The sequence below is a fragment of the Deinococcus sedimenti genome (genome assembly GCF_014648135.1).
Classification (GTDB): Bacteria; Deinococcota; Deinococci; order Deinococcales; family Deinococcaceae; genus Deinococcus; species Deinococcus sedimenti.
On record NZ_BMQN01000019.1, the window covers coordinates 20,196 to 39,486 of the forward strand.

Annotated in this window: 19 protein-coding genes; 6 read left to right on the forward strand and 13 right to left on the reverse strand. The window is 71.7% G+C overall.

Translation table 11 applies throughout. The annotated features are described in order from the left end of the window. Position 1 precedes the first annotated feature (1 nt). The 4 genes from IEY69_RS18825 (at position 2) to IEY69_RS18840 (ending at position 5,853) form a co-directional block, all read left to right on the forward strand. On the forward strand, positions 2 to 1,378 hold the full coding sequence (locus IEY69_RS18825) for a GH1 family beta-glucosidase (protein ID WP_189074681.1): 1,377 nt from the start codon (positions 2 to 4) through the stop codon (positions 1,376 to 1,378). Continuing rightward, positions 1,375 to 3,045 carry a glycoside hydrolase family 43 protein gene (locus IEY69_RS18830; protein WP_229784116.1) on the forward strand — a complete coding sequence of 557 codons (1,671 nt, stop codon included), beginning with the start codon at positions 1,375 to 1,377 and terminating at the stop codon, positions 3,043 to 3,045. Before IEY69_RS18825 ends, IEY69_RS18830 begins: the two co-directional genes overlap by 4 nt. Continuing rightward, positions 3,042 to 5,225: a glycoside hydrolase family 3 protein gene (locus IEY69_RS18835; protein WP_189074682.1), complete on the forward strand. Its 2,184-nt coding sequence runs from the start codon at positions 3,042 to 3,044 to the stop codon at positions 5,223 to 5,225. The genes IEY69_RS18830 and IEY69_RS18835 overlap by 4 nt, the downstream gene beginning before the upstream one ends. Before the next feature lie 124 nt (positions 5,226 to 5,349). Further along, a complete protein-coding gene (locus IEY69_RS18840) occupies positions 5,350 to 5,853 on the forward strand; it encodes a hypothetical protein (RefSeq protein WP_189074683.1) in 504 nt (167 codons plus the stop codon). 108 nt (positions 5,854 to 5,961) lie between these two features. Here IEY69_RS18840 and IEY69_RS18845 read toward each other — a convergent pair whose 3' ends face one another. After that, positions 5,962 to 6,510: a GNAT family N-acetyltransferase gene (locus IEY69_RS18845; protein ID WP_189074684.1), complete on the reverse strand. Its 549-nt coding sequence runs from the start codon at positions 6,508 to 6,510 to the stop codon at positions 5,962 to 5,964. A gap of 100 nt (positions 6,511 to 6,610) precedes the next feature. Between IEY69_RS18845 and IEY69_RS18850 the strand changes: the two genes are divergently transcribed. Together IEY69_RS18850 and IEY69_RS18855 are read left to right on the forward strand one after the other, a co-directional pair. Continuing rightward, positions 6,611 to 6,907, forward strand: coding sequence for a DUF8820 family protein (locus tag IEY69_RS18850; RefSeq protein ID WP_189074685.1), 297 nt, complete (start codon positions 6,611 to 6,613; stop codon positions 6,905 to 6,907). Positions 6,908 to 6,954: 47 nt separating this feature from the next. Then, positions 6,955 to 7,998: a DUF6745 domain-containing protein gene (locus IEY69_RS18855; RefSeq protein WP_189074686.1), complete on the forward strand. Its 1,044-nt coding sequence runs from the start codon at positions 6,955 to 6,957 to the stop codon at positions 7,996 to 7,998. Here the strand turns inward: IEY69_RS18855 and IEY69_RS18860 are convergent. From IEY69_RS18860 to IEY69_RS18915, 12 genes are all read right to left on the reverse strand, one after another. Further along, on the reverse strand, positions 7,985 to 8,935 hold the full coding sequence (locus IEY69_RS18860; RefSeq protein ID WP_229784117.1) for an STM4011 family radical SAM protein: 951 nt from the start codon (positions 8,933 to 8,935) through the stop codon (positions 7,985 to 7,987). The two genes, IEY69_RS18855 and IEY69_RS18860, sit on opposite strands and share 14 nt — an antisense overlap. After that, positions 8,926 to 10,275 carry an STM4012 family radical SAM protein gene (locus IEY69_RS18865; protein WP_189074687.1) on the reverse strand — a complete coding sequence of 450 codons (1,350 nt, stop codon included), beginning with the start codon at positions 10,273 to 10,275 and terminating at the stop codon, positions 8,926 to 8,928. Before IEY69_RS18865 ends, IEY69_RS18860 begins: the two co-directional genes overlap by 10 nt. Further along, positions 10,272 to 11,087 carry an STM4013/SEN3800 family hydrolase gene (locus IEY69_RS18870; RefSeq protein ID WP_189074688.1) on the reverse strand — a complete coding sequence of 272 codons (816 nt, stop codon included), beginning with the start codon at positions 11,085 to 11,087 and terminating at the stop codon, positions 10,272 to 10,274. The genes IEY69_RS18865 and IEY69_RS18870 overlap by 4 nt, the downstream gene beginning before the upstream one ends. Beyond that, the gene (locus IEY69_RS18875) at positions 11,071 to 12,219 is read right to left on the reverse strand and encodes an STM4014 family protein (RefSeq protein ID WP_189074689.1); all 1,149 of its coding nucleotides are present in this window, start codon (positions 12,217 to 12,219) and stop codon (positions 11,071 to 11,073) included. Before IEY69_RS18875 ends, IEY69_RS18870 begins: the two co-directional genes overlap by 17 nt. Beyond that, a complete protein-coding gene (locus IEY69_RS18880; RefSeq protein WP_189074690.1) occupies positions 12,212 to 13,129 on the reverse strand; it encodes an STM4015 family protein in 918 nt (305 codons plus the stop codon). The genes IEY69_RS18875 and IEY69_RS18880 overlap by 8 nt, the downstream gene beginning before the upstream one ends. Positions 13,130 to 13,235: 106 nt before the next feature. Continuing rightward, complete coding sequence (locus tag IEY69_RS18885) at positions 13,236 to 15,386, reverse strand: APC family permease (protein WP_189074707.1); 2,151 nt, start codon at positions 15,384 to 15,386, stop codon at positions 13,236 to 13,238. A 91-nt stretch (positions 15,387 to 15,477) separates the two neighbouring features. Beyond that, a complete protein-coding gene (locus IEY69_RS18890) occupies positions 15,478 to 16,086 on the reverse strand; it encodes a histidine phosphatase family protein (RefSeq protein ID WP_229784119.1) in 609 nt (202 codons plus the stop codon). After that, a complete protein-coding gene (locus IEY69_RS18895; RefSeq protein ID WP_189074691.1) occupies positions 16,083 to 17,045 on the reverse strand; it encodes an NUDIX domain-containing protein in 963 nt (320 codons plus the stop codon). Before IEY69_RS18895 ends, IEY69_RS18890 begins: the two co-directional genes overlap by 4 nt. Then, positions 17,042 to 17,698 carry a nucleoside deaminase gene (locus tag IEY69_RS18900; RefSeq protein WP_229784121.1) on the reverse strand — a complete coding sequence of 219 codons (657 nt, stop codon included), beginning with the start codon at positions 17,696 to 17,698 and terminating at the stop codon, positions 17,042 to 17,044. Before IEY69_RS18900 ends, IEY69_RS18895 begins: the two co-directional genes overlap by 4 nt. Then, positions 17,695 to 18,132, reverse strand: a complete 438-nt coding sequence (locus IEY69_RS18905) for a DinB family protein (protein WP_189074692.1) — start codon at positions 18,130 to 18,132, stop codon at positions 17,695 to 17,697. The genes IEY69_RS18900 and IEY69_RS18905 overlap by 4 nt, the downstream gene beginning before the upstream one ends. Next, entirely contained in the window at positions 18,125 to 18,445 is a 321-nt protein-coding gene (locus IEY69_RS18910) for a hypothetical protein (RefSeq protein WP_189074693.1), read from the reverse strand. The genes IEY69_RS18905 and IEY69_RS18910 overlap by 8 nt, the downstream gene beginning before the upstream one ends. Then, a complete protein-coding gene (locus IEY69_RS18915) occupies positions 18,442 to 19,047 on the reverse strand; it encodes a GGDEF domain-containing protein (RefSeq protein ID WP_189074694.1) in 606 nt (201 codons plus the stop codon). Before IEY69_RS18915 ends, IEY69_RS18910 begins: the two co-directional genes overlap by 4 nt. Positions 19,048 to 19,291 lie beyond the last annotated feature (244 nt).

Below are 19,291 nucleotides of genomic sequence, written 5' to 3' on the forward strand. Positions count from 1 at the left end.
CATGACCAACCGCATTCCTGATCCTGCCCGTTTCCCCGCCCGCTTCGTCTGGGGTGTCGCCACGAGTTCCTACCAGATCGAGGGCGCGCCCCGCGAGGACGGCAAGGGCCCCAGCATCTGGGACACCTTCTGCCGCACGCCCGGCAAGGTCCGCGGCGGGGACACCGGCGACGTCGCCTGCGACCACTACCACCGCCTGGACAGCGACCTGGACATGATCCGTGACCTGGGCGTGAACGCGTACCGATTCAGCATCTCCTGGCCGCGCATCCTGCCGACCGGGCGCGGCGCGGTGAACCAGGCGGGCCTGGACTTCTACCAGCGCCTCGTGGACGGGCTGCTCACGCGCGGCATCACGCCGTGGGCGACGCTGTACCACTGGGACCTGCCGCAGACCCTGGAGGACGAGGGCGGCTGGACGGTGCGCGGCACCGCCGAGGCCTTCGGGACGTACTCGGCGGTCGTCGCGGCGGCGCTCGGGGACCGCGTGAAACACTTCATCACGCTGAACGAGCCGTGGTGCTCGGCTTACCTGGGCTACGGGATCGGCATTCACGCGCCGGGCCGTCACGACCTGCGGGCCAGTTTCGCCGCCACGCACCACCTGCTCGTCGGGCACGGGCGGGCCATGCAGGCCATCCGGGGTCAGGCGCCGGGCGCGCAGGCGGGCATCACGCTGAACCTCCACCACACGTACCCCGCGACGGACACGCCCGAGGACCGCGCCGCCGCGTACCGCATGGACGGCTTCCAGAACCGCTGGTACCTGGACCCGGTGTACGGGCGCGGCTACCCGCAGGACATGGTCGAGCTGCTGGGCGACCTGAGCCCGCAGGCGCAGGGCCTCGTGCTGCCCGGCGACACGGAACTGATGGGGCAGCCCACCGACTTCCTGGGCGTGAACATGTACTCGCGCGCGGTGGGGCAGGACGCGCCCGGCGAGGGCTTCCTGCACGCCCGGCAGATCCGTCCCGAGGGCAGCGCGTACACCGGCTTCGACTGGGAGGTCGCGCCGGACAGCCTGACCGACCTGCTCGTGCGCCTGCAGGAGGACTACGCGCCGGACGCGATCTACATCACCGAAAACGGCAGCACCTACCCGGACGTCGCGGACGAGGACGGGAACGTGAACGACCTGGAACGCACCCAGTACCTCACCGAGCACCTCGCGGCGACGCAGGAGGCCCTGGCACGCGGCGCGAAGGTCGCCGGGTACTTCGCGTGGTCGCTGATGGACAACTTCGAGTGGGCCGAAGGGTACGACAAGCGCTTCGGGATCGTGCACGTGAACTTCGACACGCAGGTCCGCACGCCGAAACTGTCGGGGCGCACGTACCGGGACTTCCTGGCGCGCGCGGGGCAGGCGGTCGGCGCGTGACGGACACCCTCGCGGCGGCCCAGTCCAGCACGGGAAGCGCCCCGGCGCCCGCCACGGTGTCTGCCACGGTGACGGTCACGAACCCGGTCCTGCCGGGCTTCCACCCGGACCCCAGCCTCCTGCGGGTCGGGGAGGACTACTACCTGGCGACGAGCACCTTCCAGTGGTACCCGGGCGTGGCGATCTACCACTCGCGGGATCTGGTGCACTGGCGGCTGGCGGCGCGGCCCCTGGAGCGCCTGTCGCAGCTGGATATGCGCGGGAACGCCGATTCGGGCGGTATCTGGGCGCCGTGCCTGAGTCACGACGGGGCGCAGTTCCACCTGATCTACACGGACGTGAAGAGCTGGGGCATCAACGAGCCGTTCAAGGACAGCCACAACTACCTGGTCACGGCGCCCGACATCGAGGGGCCCTGGAGTGAGCCGGTGTACCTGAACTCCAGCGGGTTCGACCCCAGCCTCTTCCATGACCTGCCCCAGCACGGTGGGGACGGGCGCAAGTGGCTGCTGAACATGCTGTGGGACCACCGCGCAGGCCGCAACCCGTTCGCGGGGATCGTGGCGCAGGAGTACAGCCCGGCCGAGGGGCGACTGGTGGGGCCGCGCACGACCATCTTCACCGGAACGGACCTGAAGGTCACGGAAGGCCCGCACATCTACAGGAAGGACGGCTGGTACTACCTGCTGACCGCCGAGGGCGGCACCAGCTGGGAGCACGCCGTCACGCTGGCCCGCTCCCGCGAGTTGCTCGGGCCGTACGAGGTGCACCCGCACAACCCGCTGATCACGGCGGTGGACGACCCGAGCCTGCCCATCCAGAAGTCCGGGCACGCCAGCCTGACCGACACCCCGGACGGGAGGTGGGTGATGGTGCACCTGTGCGGCCGACCCCTGACCCCGCGCGGCGAGTGCCCGCTGGGCCGCGAGACGGCGCTGCAGGGCCTGGACTGGCCCCAGGGCGAGTGGCCGCGCCTGACGGGGGGCGGGCACCACCCGGCGCTGCGCGCGACGCTGCCCGCGCTGCCGCCGCACCCCTGGCCGGAGGTGCCCGCCCGCGACGACTTCCGGGACGAGGCGCTGCGGCCCGAGTGGCTGACGCTGCGCGCCCCCGCCGCCGAGCTGGGCGTGCGCCTGGAGGACGGCGGGCTGGTCCTGCCGGGCCGCGAGGCGCTGATGAGCCGTCATCACGTGGCGCTGGTGGGCCGCCGCCTCCAGAGCCTGCACGGGCGGCTGCGGACCGAGCTGAGTTTCGACCCGCGTGACTTCCAGCAGATGGCGGGCGTGTGCGCGTACTACGACAGCCGCAACTGGGTGTACGCGCGCGTCAGCCGGGACGAGGCGGCGGGCCGCGCGCTGAACGTCACGAGCTGCGAGAACGGCGCGTACCGCGAGCACCTGCTGGCCGACGTGCCGCTGGGCGACGTTGGCCGCGTGGGGCTGGAGGTCCGCTACAGCGGCGACACCTTCGGCTTCGCGTATCAGGTGGCGGGCGGCGGGTGGACGCCGGTCGGGCCGGACTTCCGCGCGGGCCTGCTGAGCGACGAGCACTGCGGCGGCCTGAGTTTCACCGGGACGTTCCTGGCCCTGACCTGCCAGGACCTCAGCGGCGAGCGCCGCGAGGCGACCTTCCACTGGGCCGAGTCCACCGAGGGGGAACAAGAATGAACAGACCCGTCCTGACCCTGCTGACGGCTGCGCTGGCCGCGCACGCGGGCGCCCTGACCAGTCAGGCGGCGGCCGAGGCGCAGGCCCGCACGATCCTGCCCCGCCTGACCCTGGACGACAAGATCGGGCAGCTCAGCATGGCGCACGTGTTCCGCTTCACGGAGGGAGGCCGCAGCGCGCCCATCCGCGCGGACGCGGACGCCACCTTCCGCACCCTGCGGCCCGGCACGCTCCTGAACGGCGGCGGGGACGCGCCGCAACCGAACACGCCGCGCGGCTGGGCGGACTTCCTGGCCCGCCTGGACACGCTGGGCCGCGCGAATAACCCCCAGGGCCTCCCGGCGGTGTTCGGCACGGACGCGGTGCACGGCGTGAACAACGTCCCCGCCGCGACTCTCTACCCGCACAACCTGGGCCTGGGCGCGGCGTTCGACCCGGCCCTGACGCGCGAGGTGGCCCTCGCGACCGCCCAGGACCTGCGCGCCCTGAACATGGGCTGGACGTTCGCACCCGTCGCGGACGTGGGCCGTGACCCCCGCTGGGGCCGCTACTACGAGACGTTCGGGGAGTCCCCGTGGCTGGTCGCGGATCAGGTGGAGGCCAGCGTGGACGGCCTGCAGTCCGGTGGCGTGGCCGCCACCCTGAAGCACTTCGCGGGGTACGGGCTGCCCAGCCTGGGCATGGACCGCGCGAACGCCGAGATCAGCGCCCGCGCGATGCATGAGGTGTTCCTGCCGCCCTTCCGCGCGGGTATCCGCGCCGGGGCGCTGAGCGTCATGGCGAACAGTGGGAGCGTGAACGGCGTGCCCGTGCACGCCTCGCGCACGCTGCTGACGGACCTGCTGCGCAGCGAACTGGGCTTCCAGGGCCTGCTCGTCAGCGACTGGAACGACATCGAACGGCTGATCACGACCTACCGCACCCACACCGATCTGGTGCGGGCGGCGGCGGCCAGCGTGAACGCGGGCATCGACGTGTACATGGTGCCGAACAGCGTCGAGGCGTACCAGGGTGCCCTGAAGGAGGCCGTGCAGAGCGGACTGGTCAGCGAGGCCCGCCTGGACGAGGCGACCCTGCGCGTCCTGACCTTCAAGGCCCGCCTGGGCCTGCTGGACGCCCCACTGACCGGCAGTGGCGTGCTGAACGATCACCGCGACCTCGCCCGGCGCGCGGCGGCGGCGACGCTGACGCTGCTGGAGAACCCGGCGGACACCCTCCCGATCCGCAGGGGGCGCGTGCTCGTCACCGGCCCCGCGATGGACAGCGCCGCCATTCAGCTGGGCGGCTGGAGCGTGAACTGGCAGGGCGTCGGGAAGGGCAACGTGCCGGACGTGCCGAAGGTCGCCACGCTGGCCCCCGCGCTGAAGGCGGCGGCCCCGGCGGGCGTGACCGTCAGCGCCCTGCCCGAGACCAAGCGCCCGCAACTCCTGACCGCCGCAAAGGGCGCGGACGTGATCGTCGTCGCGGTCGGCGAGGCGCCCGGCGCGGAATCCCAGGCGAACAACCCCCACCTGAGCCTGCCGGACGGGCAGATCACGCTGCTGCGCGACCTGCTCGCCACCGGGAAACCCGTCGTGGCGGTCCTGATGGCCGGGCGGCCTCTGATCCTCCCCAGTGACGTGCAGTCGCGCCTGTCGGGACTGGTCATGGCGTACCTGCCGGGCACACAGGGCGGCGCGGCCCTGGCCGACGCGCTGTACGGCCGCGCGGGCTTCCCGGGCCGCCTGCCGTTCACGTGGCCGGACAGCCTGACGCAGGTGGGCCTCTGGAGCGACCGCCCCGCCGAGGGCGCCGGCGAGACGCCGCTGCCGCTGTACCCGCTCGGGTACGGGCTGGACTACACGACCAGCGTCGCCCGCGACCTGACCGTCACGCCCGGCCCGGACGGCGTGACCGCGCAGGCCACCCTGACGAACACCGGCGAGCGGGCAGGCACCGTGACGGTCCTGCTGCGCGCCAGCCTGCCCGCCAGCGGCGCCCTTCAGGCCACCTCGCGCCCGGTCGGGGTGCTGCGCGCGGTGCTCAAGCCCGGCGAGAGTCGCGCCGTGCAGGTCACCGTGCCCCACGAACGCCTGAGCAGCTGGGTCGGGGACGCCTACGGCCCCGGCGCGTGGCAGCTCCTGCCCGGGCAGTACACCCTGAACGCCGGGGACGGGAAGGCCACCCTCAGCCTGCCGTGAACGCGCACGGGAATCACACCAGAGTTCATCTCGCTTGTCCTGCTCAGAAATGTTGATCAGCTCGTTACGCAGTATGGGTTCCATGGCCGCGAGAAACCATCTTCGTAACTATCCTGTACAGAAGATGGAAATACGCGATACGAGCTACACGATGACGTCCTCTGCCCATTACCGGGTGGTGGCTGACTTTGAAACGGTCGACGTCCATCGGGGTGATCAAAGCTGGACGGTAGGCCGGTTCTACGGCTCTCCAGAGGCTGCCCTCATCACCTGGGATGAGGAATGGGCCGTCATCGTTGGCGACGGCGTCTTGCTCGTCCATCTACCCTCACTTCCAGATCTCCCACAAGATGAAATTCGCTTGGACACCGCACATTCCCTCGCAGGGAAACTCGCGTCGACGATGGCACAGCAGCCACGCCCCTGCCTTACGCGTGTATTGACTGGCGGCCCGGGGTTCCTCCGTTGGGAGGAAACAGCGTTCGAGATGGTGTACAGGGTGGATACCCATATCATTCGCTTGATTGCCGATCCATGGAGTAGGGACGGCGGAATCTACCAGATTGATCTGACGACATTCGACATCGTACGACTGCTTCCACATGACTCGTCAGAAGAAGATGACTGAATCGGACACTGGTCTCTCTGTCCAGTTGAAATACGTTTCGACTTAAGGGCGGGTCTAACCTGGGACCTGACGAAGACGACACCCAGGCGATCCGGGGGCCGCCTCCGTTTACCGGTTCAGGAGCGCGGCGCGTACCTGCGGCCATTCGGGGGCGATGATCGAGTACATGACGGTGTCGCGCTGGGTGCCGTCCGGGCGGGGCATGTGCTGGCGCAGGACGCCCTCGCGGGTCGCGCCGAGGCCCTCGATGGCGCGCTGGCTGCGGGTGTTCAGGATGTCGGTCTTGATCTCCACGCGCAGGATGCCCATCTCGCCGAAGGCGTGGTCGAGGAGCAGGCGTTTGAAGGTGCGGTTCGCGGGCGTGCGCATGAACGCCGGGGCCAGCCAGGTGCTGCCGATCTCCAGGCGGCGCTGCTTCGGGCGCATCTCCATGAAGCGCGTCGCTCCGGCCAGTTCACCGTTCACGAGGTTCACGAAGGGCATCTGGTCGTCCGCGTCCAGCGCGCCAGTGTAGTAGCGCTCATGGGTGGGAAACGTGCCCATCCGCGCGTACTCGGCCCCGTGCGCGGCGGCCAGCGCCAGCAGCGGCGCGGTGTCCGCGTCGGTCAGGGGGCGCAGCGTGTACGGGCCGTCTGCCAGGGTGAGGTCGTGGCGCATGGCGTCACTGTACGGGGTGGATGGTGAGTCGGGTTGCCTTTGTCCATCTACTCTGTTATGCTATTTACGTAAGAAGGTCGTTCTTTTTCAGGAGGGAATCATGCTGTACCGCCACGGAGACGTTCTCGTTCAGCGCGTCGAGACGCTGCCCCCCGCCCACCCCCGCCCCGGTGCCGTGCTCGCCCGCGGCGAGGTCACCGGCCACAGCCACCGCTTCCGCGACCCGGCCCAGGTGCAGCTGTACACCGCCGGACCCGACACCTTCGTGCAGGTGCTGGCCGACGCGGCCGACCTGATCCACGAGGAACACGCCACCATTCCACTGCCGCGCGGCACCTACCGCGTGTGGATGCAGCGTGAATACAGCCCCGAAGCGATTCGCCGGGTCACCGACTGATGCGGACCGAACGGTGCTCGCAGCCCCTTCACTCGGGGTCGACGGACATGCTGATCCGTACCAGCCTCAGCGGCCCTGGCCACCCCCTCGCCCCTGCCTCCACGCGCAGGGTCCCCGCCCACGAAGCCCGCGCCCTGATCCTGCGCGGCGACGTGCGCGGCCCGCTGCACTTCAGGGGCACGCTCGACCTGAGCGGCGTGCCCCTGACCCGGCTGCCGGACGACCTCAGCGGCGACACCCTGAACGTCAGCGGCACCGGCCTGACCGACCTGCCCGAACGGCTGGCCGTGGGTGAACTGATCGCCAGCGGCCTCCCGCTCACCCGCGTGCCCGCCAGCCTGCGCGTGCGGTTCCGCCTGACCCTGGACGACTGCGCCCGCCTGACCGAGCTGCCCCGGAACCTCAGCGTCGGGTCGCTCAGCGTGCAGGGCGGCCTGTCGCTGGAGTCACTGCCCGAGGGGCTGGACGTGTGCTTCCTGAACCTCAGCCGCTGCGACGCCCTGAGCCGCTGGCCCCGCCAGGCGAGCGTGCGGTTCGGGCACCTGACCCTGCAGGGCTGCCTGAGCCTGCGCGACCTGCCCGGCTGGCTCACGCAGATCGCGCAGCTGGACCTGAGCGGCTGCCGGGGCGTGACCACCCTGCCGGCGGGCCTGCGGATCAGCGGCTGGCTGGACGTGGCGGGCAGCGGCCTGAGCGGCGCCCCGGCGGGCACACCGCTGCGCTGGCGCGGCGTACAGGTCGACGAGCGCATCGCCTTCGACCCGGGCAGCCTGACCGGCGCCGACGTGCTGGCCGAGCCCAACACCGAGGTGCGGCGAGTGATGATGGAACGCGTCGGGTACGAGCGCTTCCTGGCGGAGGTCGGCGCGCAGGAACTCGACCGTGACCGGGATGCGGGCGGGGAGCGCCGCCTGCTGCGTATCGACCTGCCGGGCGACGAGCCGTTCGTGGCCCTGAGCGTCCGGTGCCCCTCGACAGGCCGCGCGTACGTGCTGCGCGTGCCGCCCACGATCCGCACAGCGCACGCGGGCAGCGCGTGGCTGGCCGGTTTCGACGATCCGGCCGCCTACGCCCCGGTTACCGAGGCGTAGCGCCCGCACGCCACAGCTGCCGCGCGCGGTCCAGGTACGCGCCGGGATCGGCCCAGTCCGGCCCTTCCGGGATGCGCGCCAGCAGGCCCGCGCCGTACACGTCCTGGGCGCCCAGTGCGGGCAGCTGCACGTACCCGATGTGGCAGTGGCAGGTGGGGCGCGCGCAGGGGCGCGGAGCAAGCAGGTCGCGCACGTCCTGCTCGTAGATGTTGCCCAGCGGCACCGGAATGAAATGGCAGCGGCGGACCGTGCCGTGCCCGTCCACGCTGATGGCCGTGTCGCCCGCCGCGCAGGGCTGGCCGCGGGTGCGGTAGCGGCGGATGTTCACCTCGAACAGCGGGTCAATGCGGGTCAGGGCTTCGCGTTCGGCACGGGTGTAGGGGCGGCCATCATGGAAGGCGTTCACCCACAGGTACGTGGCGGGGTTCAGCGCGTCCCGCAGCGCCTGGATATCCGGCAGGTGCGCGGGCACGCCCACCACGCCGACGCTGTAGCGCGCGCCCAGGGCGTCCAGTTCGCGGGTGCGGGTCAGGAAGCGCTCCAGGCTCACCTCGCCCGGGTGGTAGGTGGCCCACAGGCCCACGCGCGTCCGCCCGGCGTCCGCGAGCCACCCGAGCGGGCCGCTGAGGTTCGTCTGGATCGCCACCTGCCGCACGTGGGGCAGGCGGCTCAGGTGCGTGACGGCCTGCTGGTAGCGCGGCCAGATCAGCGCCTCACCCCACGGCGTGAACAGCACTGAGACCTCGAAGGGCTGCGCCTCCACCCACGCCACGAAACGGGCCAGCGCGGCGCGGTCGGCCTCCTGCTCCTCGGGGGACTCGCGGCGCTTGGCGAACGGACAGTACGGACAGCCGTAGTTGCAGCTCGACAGCGGGCCCCGGTACAGCACGGTCAGGTGCTCCAGCGCGGCGTGAGGGGCGGGCCGGGCTACCGCCACTCGAACGCCTCGCTCAGGCCCCTCACGGCGTCCGAGTACAGCCACGGGCCGATCGCGTCGGACTGTTCCAGCCCGCCGGGCGTGAGGGTCAGGGTGTCGCCGCTCAGGGTGGCCAGCCCGGCCTCCTGCAGGGCGCGCAGCTGCGGCCAGTCCTCCCGCGCGTCCGTGCCGAACACCGCCCGGTACGCGGCGAGGTTCAGGCCCGAGGCGTGCAGCAGGGACTGCAGCAGGTAGCGCCGCCGTCGCTCGTCGCCGCCCAGCCGGAAGCCGTGCGTGGCGTGCGCGAACGCCTCGTCGGGGCGGGCCACGAAGTCGGTGATGATGTCGCGCACGCCCACCCGGCCCACCGCGTACTCGCTGCTGTAGTGCAGCTCCCCGGCGTACGAGCGCGCGCCGCAGCCCAGGCCGACCATGCCGTCGAGCTGACAGGTGTACTCGGGTTCGCCCGGCAGCGTCAGGCCGGCTCGCTGGAAGCGCCGCATGGACGTCTGCACGTAGCCGCGCGCCAGCAGAAAGTCGCGGCCCAGGCGGTACAGGTCCAGCCGCTCGTCGTCCCAGGAGCGGCCCAGCCGCCCGATGCCGGTCAGGGGCCGCACGTACAGCGGGTACAGGAACAGTTCCTCCGGCTGCCAGGTCAGCGCCGTCTCCAGGGACTGCCGCCAGGTGTCCGGCGTCTGGTGCGCCAGGCCGTAGATCAGGTCGATGTTCAGCGTCCGCACGCCCGAGGCGCGGATGGCGTCCAGCGCCCGGCTCACCTGCGCGCCGTCCTGCGCGCGGCCCACCGAATGCACCTCGCTGCCCACGAAGCTCTGCACGCCGATACTGACGCGATCCACCCCGCGAGACGCCAGCACCGCCAGCCGATCCGGCGTGGCGGTCGCCGGGGAGGTCTCCACCGACGTGGGCACCGCGTGAGGATCGACCCCGAAGGTCGTCCCGAACAGATCGAACACACGCTCCAGGTCAGCGGGACGCAGGAACGTGGGCGTGCCGCCGCCCAGCGCCGCGCGGGAGAAGCGGGCCCCCTCGCCCAGGGCGCCCCGGATCACGCGGGCCTGCCGCACGACGGCGTCCAGGTACGCCTCCTCCAGGGTGCGGGGGGCGTTCACGGTCGTGAACAGGTTGCAGAAGCCGCAGCGCATCTCGCAGAACGGCACGTGCAGGTACAGGAACAGGTTGTCCTGCCGCTCGCGCGCCCAGGCGCCCCTCAGCGGGACAGGCGGGTCGAGGGGCCGGTAGGCGGTCTTGTGCGGGTAGGCGTAGGTGTACGCCTGGTACGGCCCGCGGGCCAGGGCGTCCGCGAGCGTCAGGGGGGCAGAGGGAGGAGAGGTCAGGGTCATGGGGCGTCCAGCAGGCACTCAGCGTCCAGCAGGCATTCAGTGTACGGAACCGTCCACACCGCCGGGTGCGCGAGGCGGTGCCCCCAGTAGCCGTCGTCGCCGAAACAGGTGCCGTGATCGGCGCACACGATCAGCAGCGTGCGGCCCCGGGCGCGCAGGGCGCTCAGCAGCGTGGGCAGGGCCGCGTCCACGGCGCGCAGCGCGGCCCGCTGGGAGTCCAGCGAGTCCCGCCGCGCGCCCGGCAGGTAAAAGTGCGTGGGCGTGTGGGTGGCCGCCACGTTCAGCAGCAGGAACACCCGCCCCGGCGCGCGCGTCACGGCGTCCGCCGCGACCCCCATCTGCACGCGCGCCGAGTCCGGGTTCTTCACGCCCTGCGCGGGCGACCAGTGCGCCTCGGCGAACAGATCCGGCAGCGCGGAGCCCAGCGCGGTGCGCCCGTTGAAGAACCCCACGCCGCCCACGCAGACCGTGTGGTAGCCCAGGGCCTCCAGGGCGGCGGGCAGCGTGGCCTGCGGGAACACGAAGGTGCCGCTCCCGGTGCTCCGGCTGCCCTCGAAGGCCGCCGCGAACAGCCGGGCGTGAGGGCCCGGGCGAGCGGGCGTGGGCAGGAACCCCGACAGGAAGGCCTGATGCGCGGCGTACGTGAAGCTGCCAGGCGTGTGCCGCGCCTCCCACCCGCCGGGTGGCAGCAGGGCCGAGAGGTGCGGCGTCTCGCCCAGTTCGTGCGCCCGGGCCGCCACGTCGAGGCGCAGGCTGTCGAGCGTGACGAGCGCCACGTCCACGTGGGGGATCAGGTCACGCGGGCGCAGCATGGGAGGCCTCCACGAGCAGGGCGCGCAGCTCGGCGGCGTACGTGTCCAGCCCGCGCGCGAGAACGCCCCGGTGATAATCCCCGAAGGCGTTGACCTCCAGTACTGCCGCGCGCCGCCAGCCGGGCGTGAGCAGCACGTCCACCCCGCCGTACAGCGCGCCCGGGAACGCCGCGAGGGCCGACTGCGCCGCGCCGGTCACGGCCTCCCAGCGCCCACCCAGTTCGGCCTTCAGGGCGCTCAGGTCGCCGCGCTCGTTGCCCAGGTGCAGGTTCGTGATCGGGCCGCGCCCCAGGCGCACCAGCGCGTGCTCCGCGCGGCCCCCGATCACGACCACGCGCAGATCCATCGGCCCGCCCTGCCAGGAGGCCTTGGGCAGCCAGCGTTCCACGTGCAGGCCGTGCGGGGCCAGGCCGTCCACGACCGCGCGCACCTCCGGCCAGCTGCGGTAGGTGATCAGGCGGCGCGAATTGAACAGCCGCCTCCCCTCCAGGCGCCCCTCAGTCAGGCGCACGGTGCTGACGGCCACGACCCGCTCGCCCGCCCAGCGCAGCGCGACCGCGCCGGACGCGCTCGACCCGTACCTCAGTTTCACGAACACCTGCGACCACCCGCGCGCGCGAGCGCCGGCCAGCAGGTCGTCCAGTCCCTGCACGGGCGGCAGGGCCTCCGGCACCGGCACGCCCGCCGCGTGCAGGCGGGCGTGCGTGGCGGCCTTGTCGAACATCGTCAGCACGTGCTCACGGCGCTGCATGCGCCGGTGCGTCGGGGCCAGCGCCAGCCCGGCGTCCACGTCGGCCAGCAGGGCACTGAACCCCGCGTACCACGCGCGCACCGGGGCGAGTTCTCCGCCCGCCAGGTCGCCCGGCAGCCCGCCGCCCCGCTCGATCAGGGCCCGCTCGGTGGGCAGATCCTCGCCGGGGGATTCCAGGCGCACGACCGTGCCGGGCCGTACCAGTTCGGGCAGCCGCGCGCGCCCCGCCAGGAGATCCAGGTAGGACACCGTGCGCGCCGGCGGCCAGCCCAGGCCCGCCAGGGTCGCCTGGAAGGCCCGCGCGCGCCGCCCGTCCGGTGGGCCGATCAGCAGGATGTCCGGCGCCGGGACGCCCGCCGGGAAGGGGGCGGGGTCACTCACCCAGCGCCACGAACCGCCAGTCGTCCTCCTCGTCCTGGCGGTCGCTGACGTCCACCTGGGTGGGTAGGGCGGCCAGGCGCGCGGTCATCTCTTCGCTCATGAAATGGTGCGCGGCGTGCAGTTTCTTCAGGTGGGGCACGTGCGGACTGCTCAGCAGCGCCTGCCCGCCCTCGTCGGTCAGGACACCCATCGACACGTCCAGTTCCTCCAGCTGCGCCGTGACGGGCGCGCCCGCCAGCACCTGCGCGATCTGATCCTGGTAGTCGCTGTTCTTCAGGCCCAGGAACCGCAGGTTCGGGAACAGCGTGCCGCCCAGCAGGGGCGTCAGGTCGTCCACGCTGCTCGTCGCGCCGTAGTTGTCGGTGCCCAGGTACAGTTCCAGGTGCTCCAGCGCGGGCAGCTCGGCCGTCATGACCTGCCGCACCACGTCCGCACTCAGGCCGCCCGCCTGGATCACCAGTTCCCGCAGCTGCCCCAGGCGCACCTGGCCGAGGCTCAGCTCGTTGCCGCCGCGCACGCCCAGGTGCGTCAGGTGCGGGTAGGCGCTCAGCACCGGGGAGAGGTCGGACTGCGTGAGCCACGAGATCTCGGATTCCTCGTACGTGACGTCCCCGATGAACAGCACCCGCAGGTTGGGCAGCTGCGCGTGCGCCGCGGCGAGCGCCTCGATGACCTCGGCATTGCTTTCCATGCTGTCGTCGGTGCTCCACCAGCCCACCACGAATCCCGGCGTGGTCTCCACGCCCGGCAGGCTCAGGAACGCGCGGAAGCGCTCCACCCACGACTGCTCGTCCTCCCATTCCACCCCGATCCGGTGAATGGTGGTGGCCGGGTCGCCCAGCGGGTCGCCGGGATTCCACTGCCGAACCTGAAAGCCGCCGAACTCCGTGAGGTGCGCTCCGATGGTCATGCGGTCAGTGTACCCAGCGGCCCGGCCGCCCGGCGGCGGACCTGCTTCCAGCAGCGCAGGGGGCCACCGGGCAGGCTGACCCGGTGGCCCCCCCTGCCGGTGTCCGTTACCCGCCGACGTGCACCTGGGGGCGGCGCGTGACGTCGCGTTCGGCGACGCGCAGCACCTCGCGGGTCAGGGGTGGAATGTCACCCTCACCTGCCAGGACGAAGCGCAGGGCGTTCTCGGCGGGTCCTTTCTCGCTCCATTCGAAGTACACGTGGGGTGGGGTGCCGGTCAGGTCACGGACGTGCAGCAGCACGGCGGCCAGCGTGTTCGGCACCGAGCTACCGCGGGCGCGCAGGATGCCGTGCGCGCCGACCTGCACGCCGGTCACGTCCACCTGGGGGCGGAATTCGCTGGCGTCGGTGATCTCGACTTCCAGGAACAGTGCGGCCTCGTTCGGGCGCAGGTGGTTGTCCAGGCGGACCTCCAGCGCCTTTTCCTGGTATTCGGTGGTGTCCCCGGCGTTTAGGCGGTTGGCGATGAAGCGCACCGGGAGGCCGCGCGCGGCGGTGTCCTGGATGAGCTGCGCGGCGCGTTCGTCGAGCACCACGCGCGACACGCGCAGTTCGGTGCTGCGCCCGATGCGGGACCAGACGCTGACGGCCAGGATGCCCGCGATGAACGCCAGCGCGATCCACAGGCCCTCGGGGCGCTCGCGGACGGTGACGGCGCTGGTGTACACGAAGATCAGGCTGACCAGCGCGAACATGACGGCCGCGCCCCGGTGCCCGCGCCTCAGTTCGGTCAGGAACACCGCGATGGCCGCGGAGGTCATCAGGGCCAGCACCCCGGTCGCGTACGCGCCGGCCTGGGCGTCCACGTCCGCGCGGAACGCCACGGTGACGCCCGCGGCGATCAGCGTGAAGATCAGCACGAGGGGGCGGGTGGCGCGCGCCCAGTCGGGGGCCATGCCGTAGCGGGGCAGGTAGCGCGGCACGATGTTCAGCAGGCCCGCCATCGCGGAGGCGCCTGCGAACCACAGGATCAGGATGGTGCTGATGTCGTACGCGGTGCCGAAGCCCTCGCCGAGCCGTTCGTGCGCGAGGAACGCCAGCGCGCGCCCGTTCGCCTCGCCTGCCGGGGTGACGGCGGTGACGGTGGCGGTGCTGCCGGCGGGGCGGACGGTCACGGTGATCGGCACGCGCCCGCCCACTGTGTCGGCCTGCACCGTGAACGTGCCGCTGCGTCCGGCGGGGAGGGTCAGGGCGTACAGGTCGCGCGGGCGGGTCTGGCTGTCCAGCGGGACGTTCACGACCGCGCGGCCCGCCGCCAGGTCGGCGCTGCTGACCTCGCGGGTGACGGTCGTTTCCGCCCAGAACTCATGCCGGGGAATCAGGAGGGTGGTGATCAGGGACGAGCCGATCAGCAGGACGCTCATGATCAGCGCGGCGGTCGTGAGCAGTTTCTTCGCGTTGCGGATGCGCCCGGCGGGCTTCTGCGGCGTGTCCGTGGGGTCGCCCTTCACGAGCGGCATGACGACCACGCCCGTCTCGAAGCCCGACAGGCCCAGCGCCAGCGCGGGGAACACCAGCAGCGCCGCGCCGATCAGCGCCAGCGGACTGACGTAACTGCCGAGCAATGCCTGCCACCAGCCGTTCAGGAGGGTGGGGTGCGTGATCACCTCGGCCGCGCCGTGCCCGACGACGATCAGGCTGAGGGTCAGGTACACGGCCACGATGCCCACCGCGATCCCGATGGCCTCCTTGAAGCCCTTGAGGAACACGGCGGCCAGCAGCGCGATGAGGCCCAGCGTGAGGGGCACCTCCAGGCCCTCCAGCGTGGATTTCAGGAAGGGGTTCTCGATCAGGTGCGCGGTGGCGTCCGCGGCGGACAGCGTCATGGTGATGACGAAGCCCGTGGCGACGAAGCCCAGCAGGGCCAGCACGAGCAGTTTGCTGGGCCAGTAGTTCAGCAGCTTTTCCAGCATGCTCAGGCTGCCGTCCCCGTGCGGGCTTTCCTGCGCCACGCGGCGGTACATGGGCAGCGCGCCCAGCAGCGTGACCAGCACGAGCACCAGCGTCGCCACGGGGGACAGCGCCCCGGCGGCCAGTGCCGCGATGCCCGGCTGGTACCCCAGCGTGCTGAAGTAGTCCACGCCGGTCAGGCACATGACCTTCCACCAGGGCTGCGTGTGGTGCTGGGCCTGCACCTCCTGTTCCTGTTCGTAGAAGCCTTCCGGTTCGGGCTGGCCGGTCTCGAGGAACCAGCGCATGAACGGCGATTGATCCGGGGATGGGGTCACAAGGTGGAGTGTACGCGCCGCCCCCACCACCGGTTCCAGGCCCCGTGATCCGGGTGTTCCTTCACGTCAGGTGCGGGGTCAGATTCACGCCGGTCAGCACCGCCGTGTGGCTGCCCCGGTCCAGGCGCACGGTGGCGAAGGCGGTGTCGCCGAACTCGAACCACCCGCGCGAGGCGCCGAGCAGTTCCCGAAGCAGGCTGTTCCCGAAGCCCCCGTGCGTGACGAGCAGTGCGCGCTGCCCTCCCCCGTTCCATACGAGTTCCAGCGCGTGCAGGGCGCGGGCGCGGATGGCCGCCTGACTCTCGCCCCCGTCGGCGGTGAAGGGGTCGAGGTCGTGCCGGAACGCGGGGATGGGATAGCGCGCCAGGGCCTCCTCGCGGCACAGTCCGGCCAGGGGGCCGTTGTCCCATTCCCGCAGGAGGTCGGTGGGGGTCAGCGGCACGCCCAGCGCGACCGTGACGATGCGGGCGGTGCCGTGCGCCCGCTGGAGCGTGGAGGTGTAGGCCCGGTCGAAGCCCGGCGGGTGCGCCTGCCAGTACGCGGCCAGCGCCGCCGCCTGCGCCTCCCCGGCCGGGGTCAGGGGGCTGTCGTAGCGGCCCTCGTGCACGTTCTCGTCGTCGGCGCGGCTGCGGCCGTGACGCAGGACCGTCAGGTGCAGCTCGCCCCTCACGCGGTCCTCGTGGCGAGCAGCACGCACTCGCGGCGGCTGACCTGCACCTCGCAGGCGTGCAGGTGCGGGTGGGCGAACGCGGCGTCGCGCAGCGGGTCGCCCGCGTGCCACTGGTCGTCCAGCCCGGCGCGGGGCGTGAGGTTGTCCAGAATCAGCGTCCCGCCGGGCCGCAGGGCACGCACGACGGCGGGCAGGGCGTCCGGGGTTTTCGCAGCGGCGCAGTCGGCGAAGATCAGGTCGAACGGCCCCGCGGGCAGCGCGTCCTGCCAGTCCCCGACGAGCACGCGGGCGCGCGGGTCCGTCCGCAACGCCGCCCACGCCCCCTGCGCGCAGTCCTGATCGGCCTCGACGCTCAGCAGCCGCCCGGAGTCCGGCAGGCCCGACAGCAGCCACGCCGCGCCCACGCCCAGCCCCGTGCCGAGTTCCAGCACGCGCCCAGCGGGCCGCGCCGCCGCCAGGATGCGCAGCAGCGCCCCGACCTCCGGCGAGCAGGACCGCGTGAAGCCCGCCGCGTGCGCCGCGCCCAGCGCCGAGCGGACCAGCGGCGGCACCTCCAGGTGGGCTGGCGTCTGCCCGCACGCCGCAAGGCCCTGCCGCAGCTGGTGGTCGTCCGCCCACGGCAGCGAGCGGGGATTCACCCACGCGACCGGGCGGCCCTCCGGGCTGGGCTCCAGGCGGGTCAGGCGCAGCGGCACGCACATGCTCTCGACGCCACTGACGCCCACGAGCGGGAACGGGTCGCCCGCGACCTCGGCATGCGCGCCCGCCTCCTCCCACGCCTCGCGGGCCGCCGCCTGCCCGGGCGTCTCGCCGGGGTGGATGCCGCCGCCCGGCAGCGTCCAGCCGCCCCGCTCCAGGCCCGTCATCAGCACGAAGCCGTCCTCCCGTTCGATCCACGCGCAGGCACGGCCCACCCGGTCCAGGCCGGGGGACAGGTCCACGAAGGCCGGGCGGGTCATGCCAGCACCGCCAGCGCATCAGCCAGTGGGGCGCGCTGGTCGCGCAGGGCCGCCAGGGTGCCCGCCGCGTGCAGCGCCTCCGCGAAGGTCACGTCCTGCGGGTGCAGCGCGTCGAAACTGTCCAGCACCACCCGGTTGCCACCGGCCTGAAGTTCGTCCAGCAGGGCGTGCAGCATCAACCGCAACGCCGCGCGCTGCACGTCCGCCGGGGCGCGCTCCACGCGGATGCGCTTACGGGACACGTAAGGGTCGTCCGTCAGCAGGTGCGTGCAGCCCGCCCACGGATCTGCTGCCGCGTACGCCACCCCACGCAGGCCACTCATGGCGATCGCCCCGGCGCACTGCGGGCAGGGCTGCACGGTCGTCAGCACCGTCCAGCCGTAACAGTCCGGGCGGGGCGCGCCTTGCAGGGCCAGCAGCGCGTTGATCTCCGCGTGCGCCAGGTCTGAGCCGCTGATCACGCCCGCCACGCCGCGCGGCTCATTCAGGCGGTTGCGGCCCCGCGCGATCACGGTCCCGGCGGCGTCGATCACGCACGCGCCGATGGGCAGCGACCCCGCCACGTACGCGTCCCACGCCTCCGACAGGGCCGCGTGCCAGCCCGGCGAGGATACGCCGATCAACGCGACGCCGGTCACTGCGGCCCCGGTCACTGCGGCCACGCGCCGAGCACCTGCCGCAGGGCCACGATCTTCCCCAGATGGTACGCGGTGTGCACGGCCAGCCCGCTCAGGATGTCGGCCATGCTCTCGCCGGGATTGACGTCCGCGTGCAGCTTCTCCGGCGACTCCGTCCACGCCAGCGCCCGCGCCTGCCCGGCCAGGAAGTCCTCGACGAGCGCGTTCCACTCGGCCAGATCGTGCGGTGGGCGTTCGGGGTAGCGCCGCCCGGCCTGCCACGTCTTCTCGTACAGGGCCTCGTCGCGGTCGACCATGATGGTCTGCCACAGCGCCGCGTGCCACAGTTCGTCGTAGATGGAGTGCGTCTGCGCGGAGGGCCGCGCGGTGACCTGTTCCAGCGTCAGGCCGGACAGCAGCGCGCGGCGGTCCGCGAACTCCCCGTGAAAGAGGTGCTCCCACCTATTCACTCCGCCCTCCGACAACATTCCTGGCTTCGCTGAATGGGTACAGGCGCATCGTCGAGCCTGGTGGCAACGTGAATTCGCCCAGCAAGGCGAGCACGAAGCCACGAACGTCCTCCACCCGGTACTGCCAGCTCTCTTCAATGTCGACGTCAACGTTCATGACGCCCATCCCGGCCCCGGCTCCGGACACCTCTCCTATGCCTTCCGAGACTAGCCTGGAATGCAGCGTGTCCTCGATCTCCTCTCGCTCATCCATGCCGAAAGCGGCTGTCATCGGGAACACGAGTTCGATGAATTCGACATGCTCACCATTCACAGTTCGCCCCGGTTCTTCTCGATCAGGTCGTCGAGTGCCTCGCGCAGCAGGCTGGCCTCGGTGCGGCCCAGCGCGCCGCTCAGTTTGGCGAGGCGTTCGAGCTGGCTCTTGGGGTAGTAGTTGCTTTTCAGGACCATCTTGCTTTCCACGTAGATGCAGGCGCGCCCGCGGCCCTCGCGTTTGGCGCGGATCATGGCCTCGTCGGCGGCGCGTTTGAGGTCGTCGTAGGTGCTGGCGTGCGCGGGGCGGGCGGCCAGTCCGACGCTGAGGCCCAGGCCGCGCGGCCACTGCGGGTCGCGGTGGATGTGGAAGTGCTTGATGACCTCGTCCAGGAGGATCAGGGCGGTCTCGGCGGCCGTCTCGGGGAGGATGGCGGCGTACTCGTCCCCGCCGATGCGCCCGATGACGCTGCCGGTGGGGAGGCTGCCGGACAGCAGGCGTTCCACGCCGCGCAGCACGCGGTCGCCCTCGCTGTGCCCCAGGGAGTCGTTGAGGGTCTTGAAGTGGTCGAGGTCGAGGACCGCCAGGGTCAGGGGCGCGCCCTGGAGGGCATCGAAGGCGGTTTCGAAGTCGGCGCGGGTCAGGATGGTGGGGCGCGGCATGGGTGAGGGTCCTCCTCGGGAGCGAGAGGTGGGAAGTGAAGCGTATGTTCCCCTAACATATATATGTTCAAGGATGTATGTGGCAAGCGGATACGTGGATTGCGCGTGCTGGCGCACCTTGAGCGCACTACGCTCAGATTGTCGGATTCCCAAGTTTGACATTTCTTCCAGTGCGGTCCTATTCTTGCGTGCGGAACGGCAAAAAGCCGGTGACCCCGGCCCCCTGCCGAGGCCCAACCCACTC